Consider the following 14,218-nt stretch of genomic DNA (forward strand, 5'->3'; position numbering starts at 1 on the left):
TCCTCAAGCCCCGAGGAGCGACTTGAACTGGGGCTCGATGTAGGGCCACAGCTGCCAGGTCATCAGGCCGGTCACGCCGAGGATCATGACGAGCGCGTACCAGTACAGATGGCCGGTCTGGACGCGACGCACCAGGCCGGCGATGCCGCCGACCGTGCGGGCTGAGCCATTGATGATGAGCCCGTCGATGAGGGCGCCATCGCCGCCCTTCCACAGGCCGACGCCGATGGCGCGCGCCAGGCGGGCCAGGACGTTCTCGTTGAACCAGTCCATGAAGTACTTGTTCTCCAGGACGATGATCAACGGGCGCAGCACCTTGGCCAGCGTCGCCGGGATGCTGGGCGCGACCATGTAGAAGACGTAGGCCGTCACGACACCGGCCAGGGCCAGCCAGAACGGCAGCGTGGTCAGGCCGTGCAGGGCCATTGCCGCGGCGCCATGGAACTCGTGCGCCAGTTCCTCCATCGCCGGATGGGCGTGCAGGTTGACGGTGATCGCGTCCTTCAGGAAGTCGCCGAACAGCATCGGCTGGATGGTCATGAAGCCGATGACGACCGAAGGGATGGCCAGCAGCACCAGCGGCACCCAGACGACGGCAGGCGACTCGTGCGGCGTGTGCGCATGCGAATCGTGGCCATGGTCATCGTCGTGATGATCATGCTCGCCCGGGAACGGCTTGTGGTGGAAGTGCTCCTTGCCATGGAAGACGAGGAAGTACATCCGGAACGAGTAGAAGGCCGTCACGAACACGCCCGCGATGACGGCGAAGTACGCGAAGCCCGCACCCGGCAGATGGCTGGCATGCACGGCCTCGATGATCGAGTCCTTGGAATAGAAGCCCGAGAACAGCGGCGTGCCGATCAGCGCGAGCGAACCCAGCAGCGACGTGATCCACGTGATGGGCATGTACTTGCGCAGGCCGCCCATGTTGCGGATGTCCTGATCGTGGTGCATGCCGATGATGACGGAGCCCGCGCCGAGGAACAGCAGCGCCTTGAAGAAGGCGTGCGTCATCAGGTGGAAGACGGCGACCGAATACGCCGAAGCGCCCAGGGCCACCGTCATGTAGCCGAGCTGCGACAGCGTGGAGTACGCGACGACGCGCTTGATGTCGTTCTGGATGATGCCCAGGAAGCCCATGAACAGCGCCGTGATCGCGCCGATCACCATGACGAAGTTCAGCGCGGTGTCGGACAGCTCGAACAGCGGCGACATGCGCGCCACCATGAAGATGCCGGCCGTCACCATCGTCGCCGCGTGGATCAGCGCGGAGATGGGCGTCGGGCCCTCCATCGAGTCCGGCAGCCAGACGTGCAGCGGGAACTGCGCCGACTTGCCCATCGCGCCGATGAACAGGCAGATGCAGGCGACGGTCAGAAGCGCCCAGTCGGTGCCGGGGAAGACCAGCTTGGACAGTTCGTCCGCCTTGGCAAAGGTCTCGGCGTAGTTGAGCGAACCGCCGAACGCCACCAGCAGGCCGATGCCGAGGATGAAGCCGAAGTCACCGACCCGGTTCACCAGGAAGGCCTTCATGTTGGCGAAGATGGCGCTCTGTTTTTTGTACCAGAAGCCGATCAGCAGGTAGGACACCAGGCCCACCGCTTCCCAGCCGAAGAACAGCTGCAGCATGTTGTTGCTCATGACCAGCATCAGCATGCTGAACGTGAACAGCGAGATGTATGAGAAGAAGCGCTGGTAGCCGTCGTCCTCTTCCATGTAGCCGATGGTGTAGATGTGCACCATCAGCGACACGAAGGTCACGACGCACATCATCATGGCGGTCAGGCCATCGATGAGGAAGCCGACCTCCATCTTCAGCGGGCCGAGCACCATCCATTCGTAGATGGTCGCGTTGAAGCGCGCGCCGTCGACGGCGACGCTGTACAGCGTCTGCGCCGACAGGATGAAGGCGATCAGCACGCCGAGGATGGTGACGATGTGCGAGCCGCGCCGGCCCACTGCCCGGCCGAAGAAGCCGGCCACGACGGCGCCCACCAGCGGCGCCAACGGCACCGCGAGCAGCGTGTTCTGGGAGAGTTGTGCAGGCATCTTGTTCTTATCCCTTCAGCGCATCCAGCTCTTCGACGTTGATGCTGGCGCGGTTGCGGAACAGCACGACGAGGATGGCCAGGCCGATGGCCGACTCGGCCGCCGCGACGGTCAGGATGAAGAACACGAAGACCTGGCCCGCCATGTCGCCCAGGTAGTGCGAGAAGGCGACGAAGTTCAGGTTGACCGCCAGCAGCATCAGCTCGATGGCCATCAGCAGCACGATCAGGTTCTTGCGGTTCAGGAAGATGCCGATCACCGACAGCGCGAACAACATCGCGCCCAGCGTCAGGAAGTGGCCCAGGGTCAAGCCACTCAGTCCAGCAATGCCGGTCATGCCTGGCCTCCTTCGGTGGGTGCAGCAGGTTGCGTGGGCGCGCTGACGGTCGGCGCCATCTTGACGATCTTCAGGCGCTGGGCCTTGGTGACCTTGACCTGCTCGGACGCGTCCATGGCGCGTGAATCCTTGCGGCGGCGCAGAGTCAACGCGATGGCCGCGACGATGGCCACCAGCAACAGCACGGCGGCGATCTGCAGCGGATAGAGGTAACTCGTGTAGATCTCGATGCCCAGCAGTTTCGTGTTGCCGAGCTTGAGCTGTTCGGCGGTGGCCACCGGCGCATCGGACAGCTGGTAGCCGCCCATCAGCACGATGCCCATCTCAAATGCGATCAGCGCGCCGATGACGGCGGCGACGGGCAGGTGCTTCCAGAAGCCCTCACGCATGCTGTCCGTGTTCAGGTCCAGCATCATGACGACGAACAGGAACAGCACCATGACGGCGCCGATGTAGACGAGCACCAGCGCAATCGCCAGGAACTCGGCCTTCAGCAGCATCCAGATGCAGGACGCCGTGAAGAACGACAGGATCAGGAAAAGCGCGGCGTGCACGGTGCTGCGCGCCGTGATGACACGGAACGAGCTCACCAGCAGGATGCCGGAAAAGACGTAGAAGAGGATGGTCGTGATGTCCATGCGTATCCAGGCCAGGCGGCTGGACCGTGCGTCGGCTGTGGCGCCGGCGACGATCAGCGGTACTTGGCGTCCGCCTCCTTTTGGGCCGCGATTTGGGGCTCGTACTTGTCGCCAACGGCCAGCAGCATGTCCTTGGTGAAGTACAGGTCGCCGCGCTTTTCGCCGTGGTATTCGAAGATGCTCGTTTCGACGATGGAGTCCACCGGGCAGCTTTCTTCGCAGAAGCCGCAGAAGATGCACTTGGTCAGGTCGATGTCGTAGCGCGTCGTGCGGCGGCTGCCGTCGGCGCGCACGTCGCTCTCGATGGTGATGGCCATCGCGGGGCAAACGGCCTCGCACAGCTTGCAGGCGATGCAACGCTCTTCACCGTTCTCGTAGCGGCGCAACGCATGCAAGCCGCGGAAACGCGGGCTCAGCGGCGTCTTTTCCTCAGGGAACTGGACGGTGATATTGCGCGACAGGAAGTGCCGGCCGGTGAGCTTCATTCCCTTGAGCAGTTCCCAGAGGAAGAAGGTCTTCGCGAAATTCGTGATTGCAGTCATGGTCGCCGCCTCACTTCCAGATGTTGAACGGCGTCTGCATCCAGGCACCGACAACGACCAGCCAGATCAGCGTGATGGGAATGAAGATCTTCCAGCCCAGACGCATGATCTGGTCGTAGCGGAAGCGTGGGAACGTGGCGCGCACCCACAGGAACATCGTGACGACGACGAAGGTCTTGCCGAACAGCCACGCCCAGTTCCAGAACGCCATCGTGTGCTGGATGAAGGCCGGCGTCTCCATGCCGAACAGGCTCCAGGAGATGGGAGCGCTCCAGCCGCCCAGGAACATGACGACGGCCAGTGCCGACACCAGGATCATGTTGGCGTACTCGGCGAGGAAGAACATCGCGAAGGACATGCCCGAGTACTCGATCATGTGGCCGGCGACGATTTCCGACTCGCCTTCGACCACGTCGAACGGGTGGCGGTTGGTTTCGGCCAGGCCCGAGATGAAGTAGACGATGAAGATGGGGAACAGCGGCAGCCAGTTCCACGACAGCAGCGGCACGCCGTGTGACGCAAACCAGCCGCGCTCCTGCACCTGCACGACCTCGGTCATGTTCAGGCTGCCGGTCACCATCAGCACGACGACCAGCGCGAAGCCCATCGCGATCTCGTAGGAGACCATCTGCGCCGAGGCGCGCAGTGCGCCGAGGAAGGCGTACTTCGAGTTGGACGCCCAGCCGGCGATGATGACGCCGTAGACCTCCAGCGACGTGATCGCCATCAGGAACAGCAGGCCGGCGTTGACGTTGGCGACCGCGGCGTCCGGGCCGAAGGGCACGACGGCCCAGGCCGCCAGCGCCGGCATGATGGTCATGACGGGGCCGAGGAAGAACAGGCCCTTGCTGGCGGCGGCGGGCTTGATGATCTCCTTGAAGATCAGTTTGACCGCGTCGGCGATGGGCGTCAGCAGGCCGAAGGGGCCCACGCGGTTAGGGCCCGGGCGGATCTGCGACCAGCCGATGGCCTTGCGCTCCCACAGCGTCAGGTAGGCGACGCAGAGCATCAGCGGCGCCACCACCGCGACGATCTTCAGCAGGCTCCAGACCAGGGGCCACAGGCCACCCAGCAGCGAAGCGCCGTTTTGGTAGAGGGTGTCGATCATTCTTGTGGGCTCCCTCAGACCTTGCTCAGCGTCAGCGTGCCGAAGGCAGCACCCAGCGCGGCGGTTTGCGGCAGGCCGGCGGGTACGCGGGCGACACCATCGGGCAGGCCGGCTTCAAGGCGGGCCGGCAGCTGGGCGGCGCCGCCGTCCTGCACGATGCGCACCTGGTCGCCGGCTGAAAGACCCAGCTGCTGCCAGAGGCCCGTCGGCAGGCCGACGACAGGCGCTTCACGGCCGTCGGCGGTGAGCTGCAATGGTGTCGAGTTGCGTACCAGCGCATCGGTCGCGTAGATCGGCAGGTTGGCGAAGCGCTCGACGCCTTCGGCGCGCGCGGCCATCTGCGGCACGGCCGTCGTCGCGTTGCTGAGCCGGCCGGTAAATTCACCGCCCAGCGCCTGTTCGCGCACCTGCTCGGAGCTGTCCTGGTCAAAGCCAGGGAGACCCAGCAGGTTGCCCAGCACGCGCAGCAGCTTCCAGCCCGGGCGGGTTTCCAGCAGCGGCCGAGCAACGCCGACGAAGCTCTGCAGGCGGCCCTCGGCGTTGACGAACGAGCCCGATGTCTCGGTGAAAGGCGCGATCGGCAGCAGCACGTCGGCGTACTCCACGCCGCTCTTGAACGGACTCATGACCACGACCATCTCGGCGGCGCCCAGCGCCTTGGCGGCAGCGGCCGGGTTGGCCGCGTCGAGCAACGGGTCGGCGTTCAGCAGCAGCAAGGCCTTCAGCGACGTGCCACCCAGCATCTGGCCGGCATTCAGGCCGTCGCCCTGCGGTTGCGCCTTGACCAGTTGGGCACCGACCGTGTTGGCGGCGGCCGTCAGGTAGCCGATGCTCGCGCCGGTCTGCTGGGCAATCCACTGCGCCAGCGCCAACAGGCTGGAGGCCTGAGGATGCTCCGCCGCGGCATTGCCGAGCAACACGGCCTTGGCCCGGCCGGCGACCAGGCTTTCGGCGATGGCCTTGGCTGCGTCCGTTGCCGTGCCGGCCAGCGGTGCGCCCGGGCCGATCGCAGCAGCCACATCGGCCAGGGCTTGCACCCAGCCGGAAGGTGCGGCGGACAACGAAGCGCCGAGCGGCATCAGCCAGTCGTCGTGGTTGACGCCGACGCGGTGCACGACGGCGCCGCGGCGGGCTGCCGCGCGCAGCCGGGCGGCGAACAGCGGGTGATCCTTGCGCAGGCTGGAGCCGATGACGAGGGCGCGATCGAGTTCAGACAGGCTGGCGATGCTGGCGCCCAGCCAACGCGCCTGGCCGGCGGGCGCGGCATTGCCGAAATCGCTGTGGCGCAGGCGGTGGTCGATGTTGTCGCTGCCCAGGCCGCGCACGATCTGCGTCAGCAGGTGCAACTCTTCCACAGTGCTGTGCGCCGAGCCCAGCGCGCCGATCGCTGCCGGACCGTGGTCGTGGGCGATGGACTTGAGGCCGTTGGCGACATACTCCAGCGCCGTCGTCCAGTCGACCTGCTTCCAGGCGCCGCCCTGCTTGATCATGGGCGCCGTCAGGCGGGCGTCGCTGTTCAGGGCCTCATAGCTGAAGCGGTCACGGTCGGCGATCCAGCATTCGTTGACGGCCTCGTTCTCCAGCGGCACGACGCGCATCACCTGGTTGCCCTTGACCTGGACGATCAGGTTGGCGCCGGTGGAGTCGTGCGGGCTGACGCTCTTGCGGCGCGACAGCTCCCACGTACGGGCGCTGTAGCGGAACGGCTTGCTGGTCAGCGCGCCGACCGGGCACAGGTCGATCATGTTGCCGGACAACTCGGAGTCCACCGTGCGGCCGACGAAGGTCTGGATCTCGCTGTGCTCGCCGCGGTGGGCCATGCCCAGTTCCATGACGCCGGCGATCTCCTGGCCGAAGCGCACGCAGCGGGTGCAGTGGATGCAACGGCTCATCTCTTCCATCGAGATCAGCGGGCCGACGTTCTTGTGGAAGACGACGCGCTTTTCTTCGGTGTAGCGGCTCTTGCTCGCACCGTAGCCGACCGCGAGGTCCTGCAGCTGGCACTCGCCCCCCTGGTCGCAGATGGGGCAGTCCAGCGGGTGGTTGATCAGCAGGAATTCCATGACGCCCTGCTGAGCCTTGATCGCCTTGTCGCTCTTGGTGCGGACGATCATGCCCTGCGTGACCGGGGTCGCGCAGGCCGGCATGGGCTTGGGCGCCTTCTCCACGTCCACCAGGCACATGCGGCAGTTGGCCGCAATGCTCAGCTTCTTGTGGTAGCAGAAGTGCGGGATGTAGGTGCCGGCCTTCTCGGCGGCATGCATGACCATGCTGCCTTCCTGGACCGAGACCTTCTGACCGTCGAGTTCGATTTCAACCATGGTGGTGTTTCTCTAGGCGCTCAGGTCGGAGCCACCAGGGGCTTCTTGTGTTCAATCAAGTGCACGAACTCGTGCTTGAAGTGCTTGATCATGGCGCGCACGGGCATCGCGGCAGCGTCGCCCAACGCGCAGATCGTGCGGCCTTGGATGTTGTCGGCCACCGAGTTCAGCAGGTCGATGTCCTCGGCCCTGCCCTCGCCGTGATAGATGCGTTCCAGCACGCGGTGCATCCAGCCCGTGCCTTCGCGGCAAGGCGTGCACTGGCCGCAGGATTCGTGGGCGTAGAAGTAGGACAGGCGCAGCAGGCTCTGCACCATGCAGCGCGAGTCGTCGATGACGATGACGGCGCCCGAGCCCAGCATGGAGCCGGCCTTGGCGATGGAGTCGTAGTCCATCGTGCACTGCATCATCACTTCGGCCGGCAGCACCGGGGCCGACGAGCCACCGGGGATGACGGCCTTGAGCTTGCGACCCTTGCGCACGCCACCGGCCATCTCCAGCAGCACCGAGAACGGCGTGCCCAGCGGGATCTCGAAGTTGCCTGGCTTCTCGACGTCGCCCGACACCGAGAACAGCTTGGTGCCGCCGTTGTTGGGCTTGCCGATCTCCAGGTAGGCCTGGCCGCCGTTGCGGATGATCCAGGGCACCGCAGCAAACGTCTCGGTGTTGTTGATGGTGGTGGGCTTGCCGTACAGGCCGAAGCTGGCCGGGAACGGCGGCTTGAAGCGGGGTTGACCCTTCTTGCCTTCCAGCGATTCCAGCAGCGCGGTTTCCTCGCCGCAGATGTAGGCGCCGAAGCCATGATGGGCATGCAGCTGGAAATTGAAGCCGCTGCCCATGATGCCGTTGCCGAGATAGCCGGCGGCGCGGGCTTCTTCCAGGGCGGCCTCGAAGCGCTCGTAGACCTCGAAGATCTCGCCGTGGATGTAGTTGTAGCCTACCGTGATGCCCATCGCGTAGGCGGCGATGGCCATGCCCTCGATGACCTGATGCGGGTTGAACATCAGGATGTCGCGGTCCTTGCAGGTGCCCGGCTCGCCTTCGTCGGAGTTGCAGACGAGGTACTTCTGGCCCGGGAACTGGCGCGGCATGAAGCTCCACTTCAGGCCGGTCGGGAAGCCGGCGCCGCCGCGGCCGCGCAGGGCCGAGGTCTTCACTTCGGCGATGACCTGGTCAGGCGTCAGGCCCTCGCCGCCGTCGGCGGCCAGGATCTTCTTCAGCGCTGCGTAACCGCCGCGGGCTTCGTAGTCCTTGATCGACCAGTTCTTGCCGTCCAGGTCCGCGTAGATCTGCGGGCTGATGTGGCGGCCATGGAAGCAGGTCTCGGCGCCGGTGCTTTGGAATTTGGAAAGGTCCAGCATCGTCTTCCTCAGGCCTTGGCAGCTTCGGCGCGCAGCACGTCGACCAGCTCATCGAGGCGCTCGGTCGTCATGAAGCTGCACATCTGGCGGTCATTGACGAGCATCACCGGCGAGTCGGCGCAGGCGCCCAGGCATTCGCTTTTCTGCACGGTGAACAGGCCGTCGGCCGTCGTGCCGCCCTGCTCGATGCCGAGCTTGCTGCACAGATGGTCCAGCGCGTTCTGGCCGTCGCGCAACTGGCAAGGCAGATTCGCGCAAACGCTCAGCTTGAACTTGCCGACCGGACGCTGGTTGTACATGTTGTAGAAGGTCGTCACCTCGTACACGGCGATGGGCGGCATGCCGAGATGCGCGGCGATCGCGTCTTCCGCGGCGCGCGGCACGAAGCCTTCTTCCTGCTGCACGATGGCCAGGCAGGCCATCACGGCGGATTGGCGCTGCTCGAAGGGGTACTTGGCGACCTCGCGGTCAAAACGCGCGCGGGTGGCGTCAGAGAGTTGGTAGCTCATCGATCAATCTCGCCGAACACGATGTCCATGGTGCCGATGATGGCGACGGCGTCCGCGATCATGTGACCGCGGCCCATCTCGTCGAGTGCCGCGAGGTGCGGGAAGCCGGGCGCGCGGATCTTGAGGCGATAGGGCTTGTTGGCGCCATCGCTGACCATGTAGATGCCGAACTCGCCCTTGGGGTGCTCGACGGCTGCATAGGCCTCGCCTTCGGGCACGTGGAAGCCTTCGGTGAAAAGCTTGAAGTGGTGGATCAGCTCTTCCATGCTGGACTTCATGTCCACGCGCGAAGGCGGCGCCACCTTGTGGTTGTCCGTGATGACCGGGCCCTGGTTGGCCTTGAGCCAGGCCACGCACTGCTCGACGATGCGGCAGGACTGGCGCATTTCCTCGACGCGCACGACATAGCGGTCATAGGTGTCGCCGTTGGTGCCGATGGGCACGTCGAAGTCCATGCGGTCGTAGACGTCGTAAGGCTGCTTCTTGCGCAGGTCCCAGGCGATGCCGGAGCCGCGCAGCATCGGGCCGGAGAAGCCCAGGTTCAGCGCACGCTCCGGCGAGACGACGCCGATGCCGACGGTGCGCTGCTTCCAGATGCGGTTGTCCGTCAACAGCGTCTCGTAATCGTCGACGTTCTTCGGGAAGCGCTTGCAGAAGTCCTCGATGAAATCCAGCAGCGAGCCGCTGCGGTTCTCATTGAGCTGCGCGATGGTCTTCGCGTTCTTGATCTTGCTGACTTGGTACTGCGGCATGCTACCCGGCAGGTCGCGGTAGACGCCGCCCGGACGGAAGTAGGCCGCGTGCATGCGCGCACCCGACACCGCCTCGTACATGTCGAAGATGTCCTCACGCTCGCGGAAGCAGTAGATGAGGATGTTCATCGCGCCGCAGTCCAGGCCGTGCGCGCCCAGCCACAGCAGGTGGTTCAGGATGCGGGTCAGCTCGCCGAACATCACGCGGATGTACTGGGCGCGGATAGGCACTTCCAGGCCGAGCATCTTCTCGATGGCCAGGCAGTAGGCATGCTCGTTGGACATCATCGACACGTAGTCGAGGCGGTCCATGTAGGGCAGCGACTGGATGTAGGTCTTCTGCTCGGCGAGCTTCTCGGTCGCGCGGTGCAGCAGGCCGATATGCGGGTCGGCGCGCTGAATGACTTCGCCGTCCAGCTCGAGCACCAGGCGCAGCACGCCGTGGGCGGCCGGATGCTGGGGACCGAAGTTCAGCGTGTAGTTCTTGATTTCTGCCATGGCTTACAGACTCAAAGGCCGCCGTACTTGTCTTCGCGAATGATGCGCGGCGTGATCTCGCGCGGCTCGATGGTCACCGGCTGGTAGATGACACGCTTCTGCTCAGCGTCGTAGCGCATCTCGACATGGCCCGACACCGGGAAGTCCTTGCGCATCGGGTGGCCGATGAAGCCATAGTCGGTCAGGATGCGGCGCAGATCGTCATGGCCATCAAAGATGACACCGTACATGTCGAAGGCCTCGCGCTCGAACCAGTTGGCCGAGCTCCACACCGGTGTGACCGACGCCACGCTGGGGAAGTCGTCGTCGGTGGCAAACACCTTCAGGCGCAGGCGCCAGTTCTTGGTGATCGAAAGCAGGTGGCTGACGATCGCGTAGCGCGGGCCTTCGTAGCCGCCGTTGCCGAAGTCGCTGTAGTCGACGCCGCACAGGTCGATCAACTGCTCGAGCTTCAGCTCGGGGTGGTCACGCAGCGTGGTCGCCACGTCGAGGTAGTCGGCGGCGCGCACAGTCAGCGTCAGTTCACCCAGCGCGTTCTTCAGATCGACGACGCGATCACCGAGGACGGCGCCAATTTGCTGGGCCAGGGTTTCGAGATTCAGGCTCATACCTTGGCACTCAGCGGGCAATGGTGTTTTCGCGGCGGATCTTGGCCTGCAACTGCAGGATGCCGTACAGCAGCGCCTCGGCCGTCGGCGGGCAGCCGGGCACGTAGACGTCCACCGGCACGATGCGGTCGCAGCCGCGCACGACGGAGTAGCTGTAGTGGTAGTAGCCGCCGCCGTTGGCGCAGGAGCCCATCGAGAGCACCCAGCGCGGCTCGGCCATCTGGTCGTAGACCTTGCGCAAGGCCGGCGCCATCTTGTTGCACAGCGTGCCGGCCACGATCATCAGGTCGGACTGGCGCGGGCTCGGACGGAACAGCATGCCGAAGCGGTCGATGTCGTAGCGGGCCGCGCCCGCATGCATCATTTCCACGGCGCAACAGGCCAGGCCGAAGGTCATCGGCCAGAGGGAGCCGGTCTTGGACCAGTTGATGAGCTTGTCGACCGAGGTCGTGACAAAGCCCTCTTTCAGGACGCCTTCAATACCCATTTCGAATTCCCAGCGTGTGTGGCGTGGCGCTTCTTATTCCCAATCCAGGGCGCCTTTTTTCCATTCGTAGGCAAAGCCGACGACCAGAATGCCGAGGAAGATCATCATCGCCCAGAAGCCCGTCGCGCCGATTTCCTTGAGCGCCACGGCCCAAGGGAACAGGAAGGCAATTTCCAGGTCGAAAAGAATGAACAGGATGGCGACGAGGTAGTAGCGCACGTCGAATTTCATGCGCGCGTCTTCAAACGCCTCGAAGCCGCATTCGTAGGGGGAGTTCTTCGCCGCGTCGGGCCGGTTCGGACCGAGCAGTGCGCCCAGGATCTGGGGAGCAATCCCGACCACTGCGCCAACCAAGATGAAGAGGATGACGGGCAAGTATTGATCGAGATTCATTTGCGCCTTCTCTGGTCGACTAAAACGTCTTCGTCAACGCAGCCGCTGTACCAGCCGACCACAAAAGCAAACAGGCGCGCCACCAGCGAATCGAATGATGTCGCTCGCGGATCGCGCCCGCCTTGAACCCAGCTTGGATCAGCACGGTTTCAAACCGGCTGATCTTCGCGACAGGCCGCTTTGGCTGGCCCGCCACAAGCGACGGGGATCCTAGCCTATGTTCTGGTGCCGTCGGCGAGACTCGAACTCGCACAGCTTTCGCCACTACCCCCTCAAGATAGCGTGTCTACCAATTTCACCACGACGGCAGTATTCAAATGCGCCTGGCAACCTGGGAGGGATTGCTTGCCAGACAGCCTCGCATTCTATACCGAAAGTGACAGCTCTCGGCCAAAGAAGCGAGCTTTCAGCCCGGCTTCAGTTCGCCGCTGCCGACGCCGCAGCAGAGGCCGGCGCGGCCGGTGCCAGCACGGCGCCCGGGATGGCGGCAGCACCCGACGCGGCCGGAGCCGGGGCGGTGATGGGCGCGCGGTCCAGCGCGGTATCGGCGCCGGTCGAAGCGGACGTTCGGCCGTTGGACAGGAAGGCCAGGCCCAGCGTGCAGCCGAAGAACAGCGTCGCAGCGACGGCCGTCGTGCGCGACAGGAAATTGGCGCTTCCGGTTGCGCCGAACAGGCTGCCGGAGGCGCCACTGCCGAAGGAAGCGCCCATGTCGGCACCCTTGCCGTGCTGCACCAGCACCAGACCGATGATCGCCAGCGCCGACAGCAATTGAACGATCAACACCAGATTCGCAAAGAACTGCATTCCAAACACTCCATCAAAACTCTTGTGACGCCGGCCCTCATTGGCCGGCGCCGGAAAACTCAGTGGGCCGCGGCCAGGCAGATGGCCGCGAAGTCGGCCACCTTCAATGAGGCGCCGCCAATCAGACCACCATCGATGTCAGGCTGCGAAAACAGCTCGGCCGCGTTGTCAGCCTTCACGCTGCCGCCGTAGAGGATGCGCATGACGCCGGAACGGTCCGTCGCTGCATGCAGTTGAGCGCGAAGCACCGCGTGCACGGCCTGCGCCTCGGCCGGCGTGGCCGTCAAGCCGGTGCCAATCGCCCAGACGGGCTCGTAGGCGACGACCATCTCGCCGCAGCAATGGCCGAGCGTGTGAATGACCGCCGCGAGTTGGCGCTTGACGACGGCTTCCGTCTGGCCGGCCTCGCGCTCGGCGCGGGTTTCACCAACACAGACGATCGGCGTCACGCCATGGGCCAATGCAGCCTTGGCCTTGTCGGCGACGAGCTGATCGCTCTCCGCATGGTAGGCACGCCGCTCCGAGTGGCCCACGATGGCGTAACGGCAGCCGATGTCGGCCAGCATCGCGCTCGAGACCTCGCCGGTGAAGGCGCCCTGCTCGTGCGAGGAGCAATCCTGCGCACCGTAGGCGATGCTCGTGCCGGTCAGCGCGAGGGCCGTCTCGGCGATGTAGGGGAAAGGCACGCAGACGGCGACGTCGGCGTTCCAGGGGCCGGCCTCCTTCAGGCCGGCCAGCAGCTGGGCATTTGCAGCGCGGCTGCCATGCATCTTCCAGTTGCCCACGACGAGTTTTCTTCTCATCTCAGCTCCATCACCAGTTCAGCACGATCTTGCCGATGTGCTGGTTCGATTCCATCAGCGCATGCGCTTCGGCCGCCTGGACGGCAGGCAGCTCGCGGTAGACCACCGGCTTGATCCTGCCGGCATCGATCAGCGGCCAGACCTTGTCGCGCAGCGACCGCGCGATGCCCGCCTTGAAAGCGGCGGAGCGCGGGCGCAGTGTCGAGCCCGTGATGGTCAGCCGCTTGCGCAGCACCAGTCCGGCGTCGATCTCCGACTTCACGCCGCCCTGCACCGCGATCAGCGCGAGCCGGCCATCTTCAGCCAGCGCCTGCACGCCGCGGCCGATGTAGTCACCGGCCACCATATCCAGGATCACGTCGACACCGCGTCCGCCGGTGGCAGCCTTCGCTTCAGCGACGAAGTCCTGCTCGCGGTAGTTGATCGCGAGATCGGCCCCCAGCGCCTTGCACGCCTCCGCCTTGTCGGCGGCGCCTACCGTCACCAGCACGCGGGCGCCCAGCGCCTTGGCGAGCTGGATGGCGGTCACGCCGATGCCGCTGCCGCCGCCGTGGATCAACAGCGTCTCGCCAGCCTGAAGACCTGCGCGATCGAACACGTTGGCCCAGACGGTGAAGCAGGTTTCCGGCAGGGTCGCCGCCTGCGTCAGCGTCCAGCCCTGCGGCACCGGCAGGCACTGCCCGACCGGCGCTGTGCACAGCTCGGCATAGCCGCCACCGTTGACCAGCGCGCAGACCTTGTCGCCCAGTTTGAAACCATGCGCGACCAGCGCATCGGCATCGCCGGCGACGATCTCGCCCGCGACCTCCAGCCCCGGCAGCTCGCTCGCACCCGGCGGCGGCGGGTAGGCGCCCTTGCGCTGCAGCACATCCGGGCGGTTGATGCCCGAAGCTGCAACGCGGATCAGGCACTCACCCGGGCCCGCGACCGGGTCTGGCCTTTCAGCCAGCTCCAGCACTTCAGGCCCGCCGGGGCGGGTGATCGCGATGGCTTTCATCGCTTGGG

15 protein-coding genes and 1 tRNA gene are annotated in these 14,218 nt (G+C 65.1%); all 16 read right to left on the reverse strand.

Annotated elements, in window-relative coordinates:
* Window positions 1-3 precede the first annotated feature (3 nt).
* The 16 genes from nuoL to ASD35_RS19255 all read right to left on the reverse strand — a co-directional run bounded on the left by nuoL (window position 4) and on the right by ASD35_RS19255 (window position 14,210).
* Window positions 4-2,049, reverse strand: a complete 2,046-nt coding sequence (gene nuoL / locus ASD35_RS19180; protein WP_056876565.1) for an NADH-quinone oxidoreductase subunit L — start codon at window positions 2,047-2,049, stop codon at window positions 4-6.
* A 7-nt stretch (window positions 2,050-2,056) separates the two neighbouring features.
* Window positions 2,057-2,386, reverse strand: coding sequence for an NADH-quinone oxidoreductase subunit NuoK (nuoK, locus tag ASD35_RS19185; protein WP_056876566.1), 330 nt, complete (start codon window positions 2,384-2,386; stop codon window positions 2,057-2,059).
* On the reverse strand, window positions 2,383-3,024 hold the full coding sequence (locus ASD35_RS19190; protein WP_056876567.1) for an NADH-quinone oxidoreductase subunit J: 642 nt from the start codon (window positions 3,022-3,024) through the stop codon (window positions 2,383-2,385). The genes nuoK and ASD35_RS19190 overlap by 4 nt, the downstream gene beginning before the upstream one ends.
* A 53-nt stretch (window positions 3,025-3,077) precedes the next feature.
* Complete coding sequence (gene nuoI / locus ASD35_RS19195; RefSeq protein ID WP_056876568.1) at window positions 3,078-3,566, reverse strand: NADH-quinone oxidoreductase subunit NuoI; 489 nt, start codon at window positions 3,564-3,566, stop codon at window positions 3,078-3,080.
* Window positions 3,567-3,576: 10 nt separating this feature from the next.
* The gene (nuoH, locus tag ASD35_RS19200) at window positions 3,577-4,674 is read right to left on the reverse strand and encodes an NADH-quinone oxidoreductase subunit NuoH (protein ID WP_056876569.1); all 1,098 of its coding nucleotides are present in this window, start codon (window positions 4,672-4,674) and stop codon (window positions 3,577-3,579) included.
* Between the two features lie 14 nt (window positions 4,675-4,688).
* Window positions 4,689-6,995 carry an NADH-quinone oxidoreductase subunit NuoG gene (gene nuoG / locus ASD35_RS19205; RefSeq protein ID WP_056876570.1) on the reverse strand — a complete coding sequence of 769 codons (2,307 nt, stop codon included), beginning with the start codon at window positions 6,993-6,995 and terminating at the stop codon, window positions 4,689-4,691.
* Between the two features lie 20 nt (window positions 6,996-7,015).
* Entirely contained in the window at window positions 7,016-8,356 is a 1,341-nt protein-coding gene (gene nuoF, locus ASD35_RS19210; RefSeq protein WP_056876571.1) for an NADH-quinone oxidoreductase subunit NuoF, read from the reverse strand.
* Window positions 8,357-8,364: 8 nt separating this feature from the next.
* On the reverse strand, window positions 8,365-8,865 hold the full coding sequence (nuoE, locus tag ASD35_RS19215) for an NAD(P)H-dependent oxidoreductase subunit E (protein ID WP_056876572.1): 501 nt from the start codon (window positions 8,863-8,865) through the stop codon (window positions 8,365-8,367).
* Entirely contained in the window at window positions 8,862-10,115 is a 1,254-nt protein-coding gene (locus ASD35_RS19220) for an NADH-quinone oxidoreductase subunit D (RefSeq protein ID WP_056876573.1), read from the reverse strand. Before ASD35_RS19220 ends, nuoE begins: the two co-directional genes overlap by 4 nt.
* Window positions 10,116-10,126: 11 nt before the next feature.
* A complete protein-coding gene (locus ASD35_RS19225; protein WP_056876574.1) occupies window positions 10,127-10,723 on the reverse strand; it encodes an NADH-quinone oxidoreductase subunit C in 597 nt (198 codons plus the stop codon).
* A gap of 10 nt (window positions 10,724-10,733) precedes the next feature.
* Window positions 10,734-11,210, reverse strand: a complete 477-nt coding sequence (locus ASD35_RS19230) for an NADH-quinone oxidoreductase subunit B family protein (protein WP_046113908.1) — start codon at window positions 11,208-11,210, stop codon at window positions 10,734-10,736.
* 33 nt (window positions 11,211-11,243) lie between these two features.
* A complete protein-coding gene (locus tag ASD35_RS19235) occupies window positions 11,244-11,603 on the reverse strand; it encodes an NADH-quinone oxidoreductase subunit A (protein WP_056876575.1) in 360 nt (119 codons plus the stop codon).
* Between the two features lie 223 nt (window positions 11,604-11,826).
* Window positions 11,827-11,911: transfer RNA gene (locus tag ASD35_RS19240), tRNA-Leu, on the reverse strand.
* Window positions 11,912-12,020: 109 nt separating this feature from the next.
* Entirely contained in the window at window positions 12,021-12,410 is a 390-nt protein-coding gene (gene secG, locus ASD35_RS19245) for a preprotein translocase subunit SecG (protein ID WP_056876576.1), read from the reverse strand.
* A 59-nt stretch (window positions 12,411-12,469) separates the two neighbouring features.
* Complete coding sequence (tpiA, locus tag ASD35_RS19250) at window positions 12,470-13,213, reverse strand: triose-phosphate isomerase (RefSeq protein WP_056876577.1); 744 nt, start codon at window positions 13,211-13,213, stop codon at window positions 12,470-12,472.
* A 10-nt stretch (window positions 13,214-13,223) separates the two neighbouring features.
* Complete coding sequence (locus tag ASD35_RS19255; protein ID WP_056876578.1) at window positions 13,224-14,210, reverse strand: NAD(P)H-quinone oxidoreductase; 987 nt, start codon at window positions 14,208-14,210, stop codon at window positions 13,224-13,226.
* Window positions 14,211-14,218 lie beyond the last annotated feature (8 nt).

Source organism: Pelomonas sp. Root1444 (genome assembly GCF_001426885.1).
In the GTDB taxonomy this organism is placed as follows: Bacteria; Pseudomonadota; Gammaproteobacteria; order Burkholderiales; family Burkholderiaceae_C; genus Pelomonas.

Excerpts from the sequence above, each read along its gene's own strand:
- tpiA (WP_056876577.1), bottom strand. The coding sequence starts at position 13,213 with ATGAGAAGAAAACTCGTCGTGGGCAACTGGAAGATGCATGGCAGCCGC.
- ASD35_RS19255 (WP_056876578.1), bottom strand. The coding sequence starts at position 14,210 with ATGAAAGCCATCGCGATCACCCGCCCCGGCGGGCCTGAAGTGCTGGAG.
- nuoF (WP_056876571.1), bottom strand. The coding sequence starts at position 8,356 with ATGCTGGACCTTTCCAAATTCCAAAGCACCGGCGCCGAGACCTGCTTC.
- ASD35_RS19230 (WP_046113908.1), bottom strand. The coding sequence starts at position 11,210 with ATGGGTATTGAAGGCGTCCTGAAAGAGGGCTTTGTCACGACCTCGGTC.
- nuoG (WP_056876570.1), bottom strand. The coding sequence starts at position 6,995 with ATGGTTGAAATCGAACTCGACGGTCAGAAGGTCTCGGTCCAGGAAGGC.
- ASD35_RS19235 (WP_056876575.1), bottom strand. The coding sequence starts at position 11,603 with ATGAATCTCGATCAATACTTGCCCGTCATCCTCTTCATCTTGGTTGGC.
- ASD35_RS19220 (WP_056876573.1), bottom strand. The coding sequence starts at position 10,115 with ATGGCAGAAATCAAGAACTACACGCTGAACTTCGGTCCCCAGCATCCG.
- nuoI (WP_056876568.1), bottom strand. The coding sequence starts at position 3,566 with ATGACTGCAATCACGAATTTCGCGAAGACCTTCTTCCTCTGGGAACTG.
- ASD35_RS19190 (WP_056876567.1), bottom strand. The coding sequence starts at position 3,024 with ATGGACATCACGACCATCCTCTTCTACGTCTTTTCCGGCATCCTGCTG.
- secG (WP_056876576.1), bottom strand. The coding sequence starts at position 12,410 with ATGCAGTTCTTTGCGAATCTGGTGTTGATCGTTCAATTGCTGTCGGCG.
- nuoE (WP_056876572.1), bottom strand. The coding sequence starts at position 8,865 with ATGAGCTACCAACTCTCTGACGCCACCCGCGCGCGTTTTGACCGCGAG.
- nuoK (WP_056876566.1), bottom strand. The coding sequence starts at position 2,386 with ATGACCGGCATTGCTGGACTGAGTGGCTTGACCCTGGGCCACTTCCTG.
- nuoH (WP_056876569.1), bottom strand. The coding sequence starts at position 4,674 with ATGATCGACACCCTCTACCAAAACGGCGCTTCGCTGCTGGGTGGCCTG.
- ASD35_RS19225 (WP_056876574.1), bottom strand. The coding sequence starts at position 10,723 with ATGAGCCTGAATCTCGAAACCCTGGCCCAGCAAATTGGCGCCGTCCTC.
- nuoL (WP_056876565.1), bottom strand. The coding sequence starts at position 2,049 with ATGCCTGCACAACTCTCCCAGAACACGCTGCTCGCGGTGCCGTTGGCG.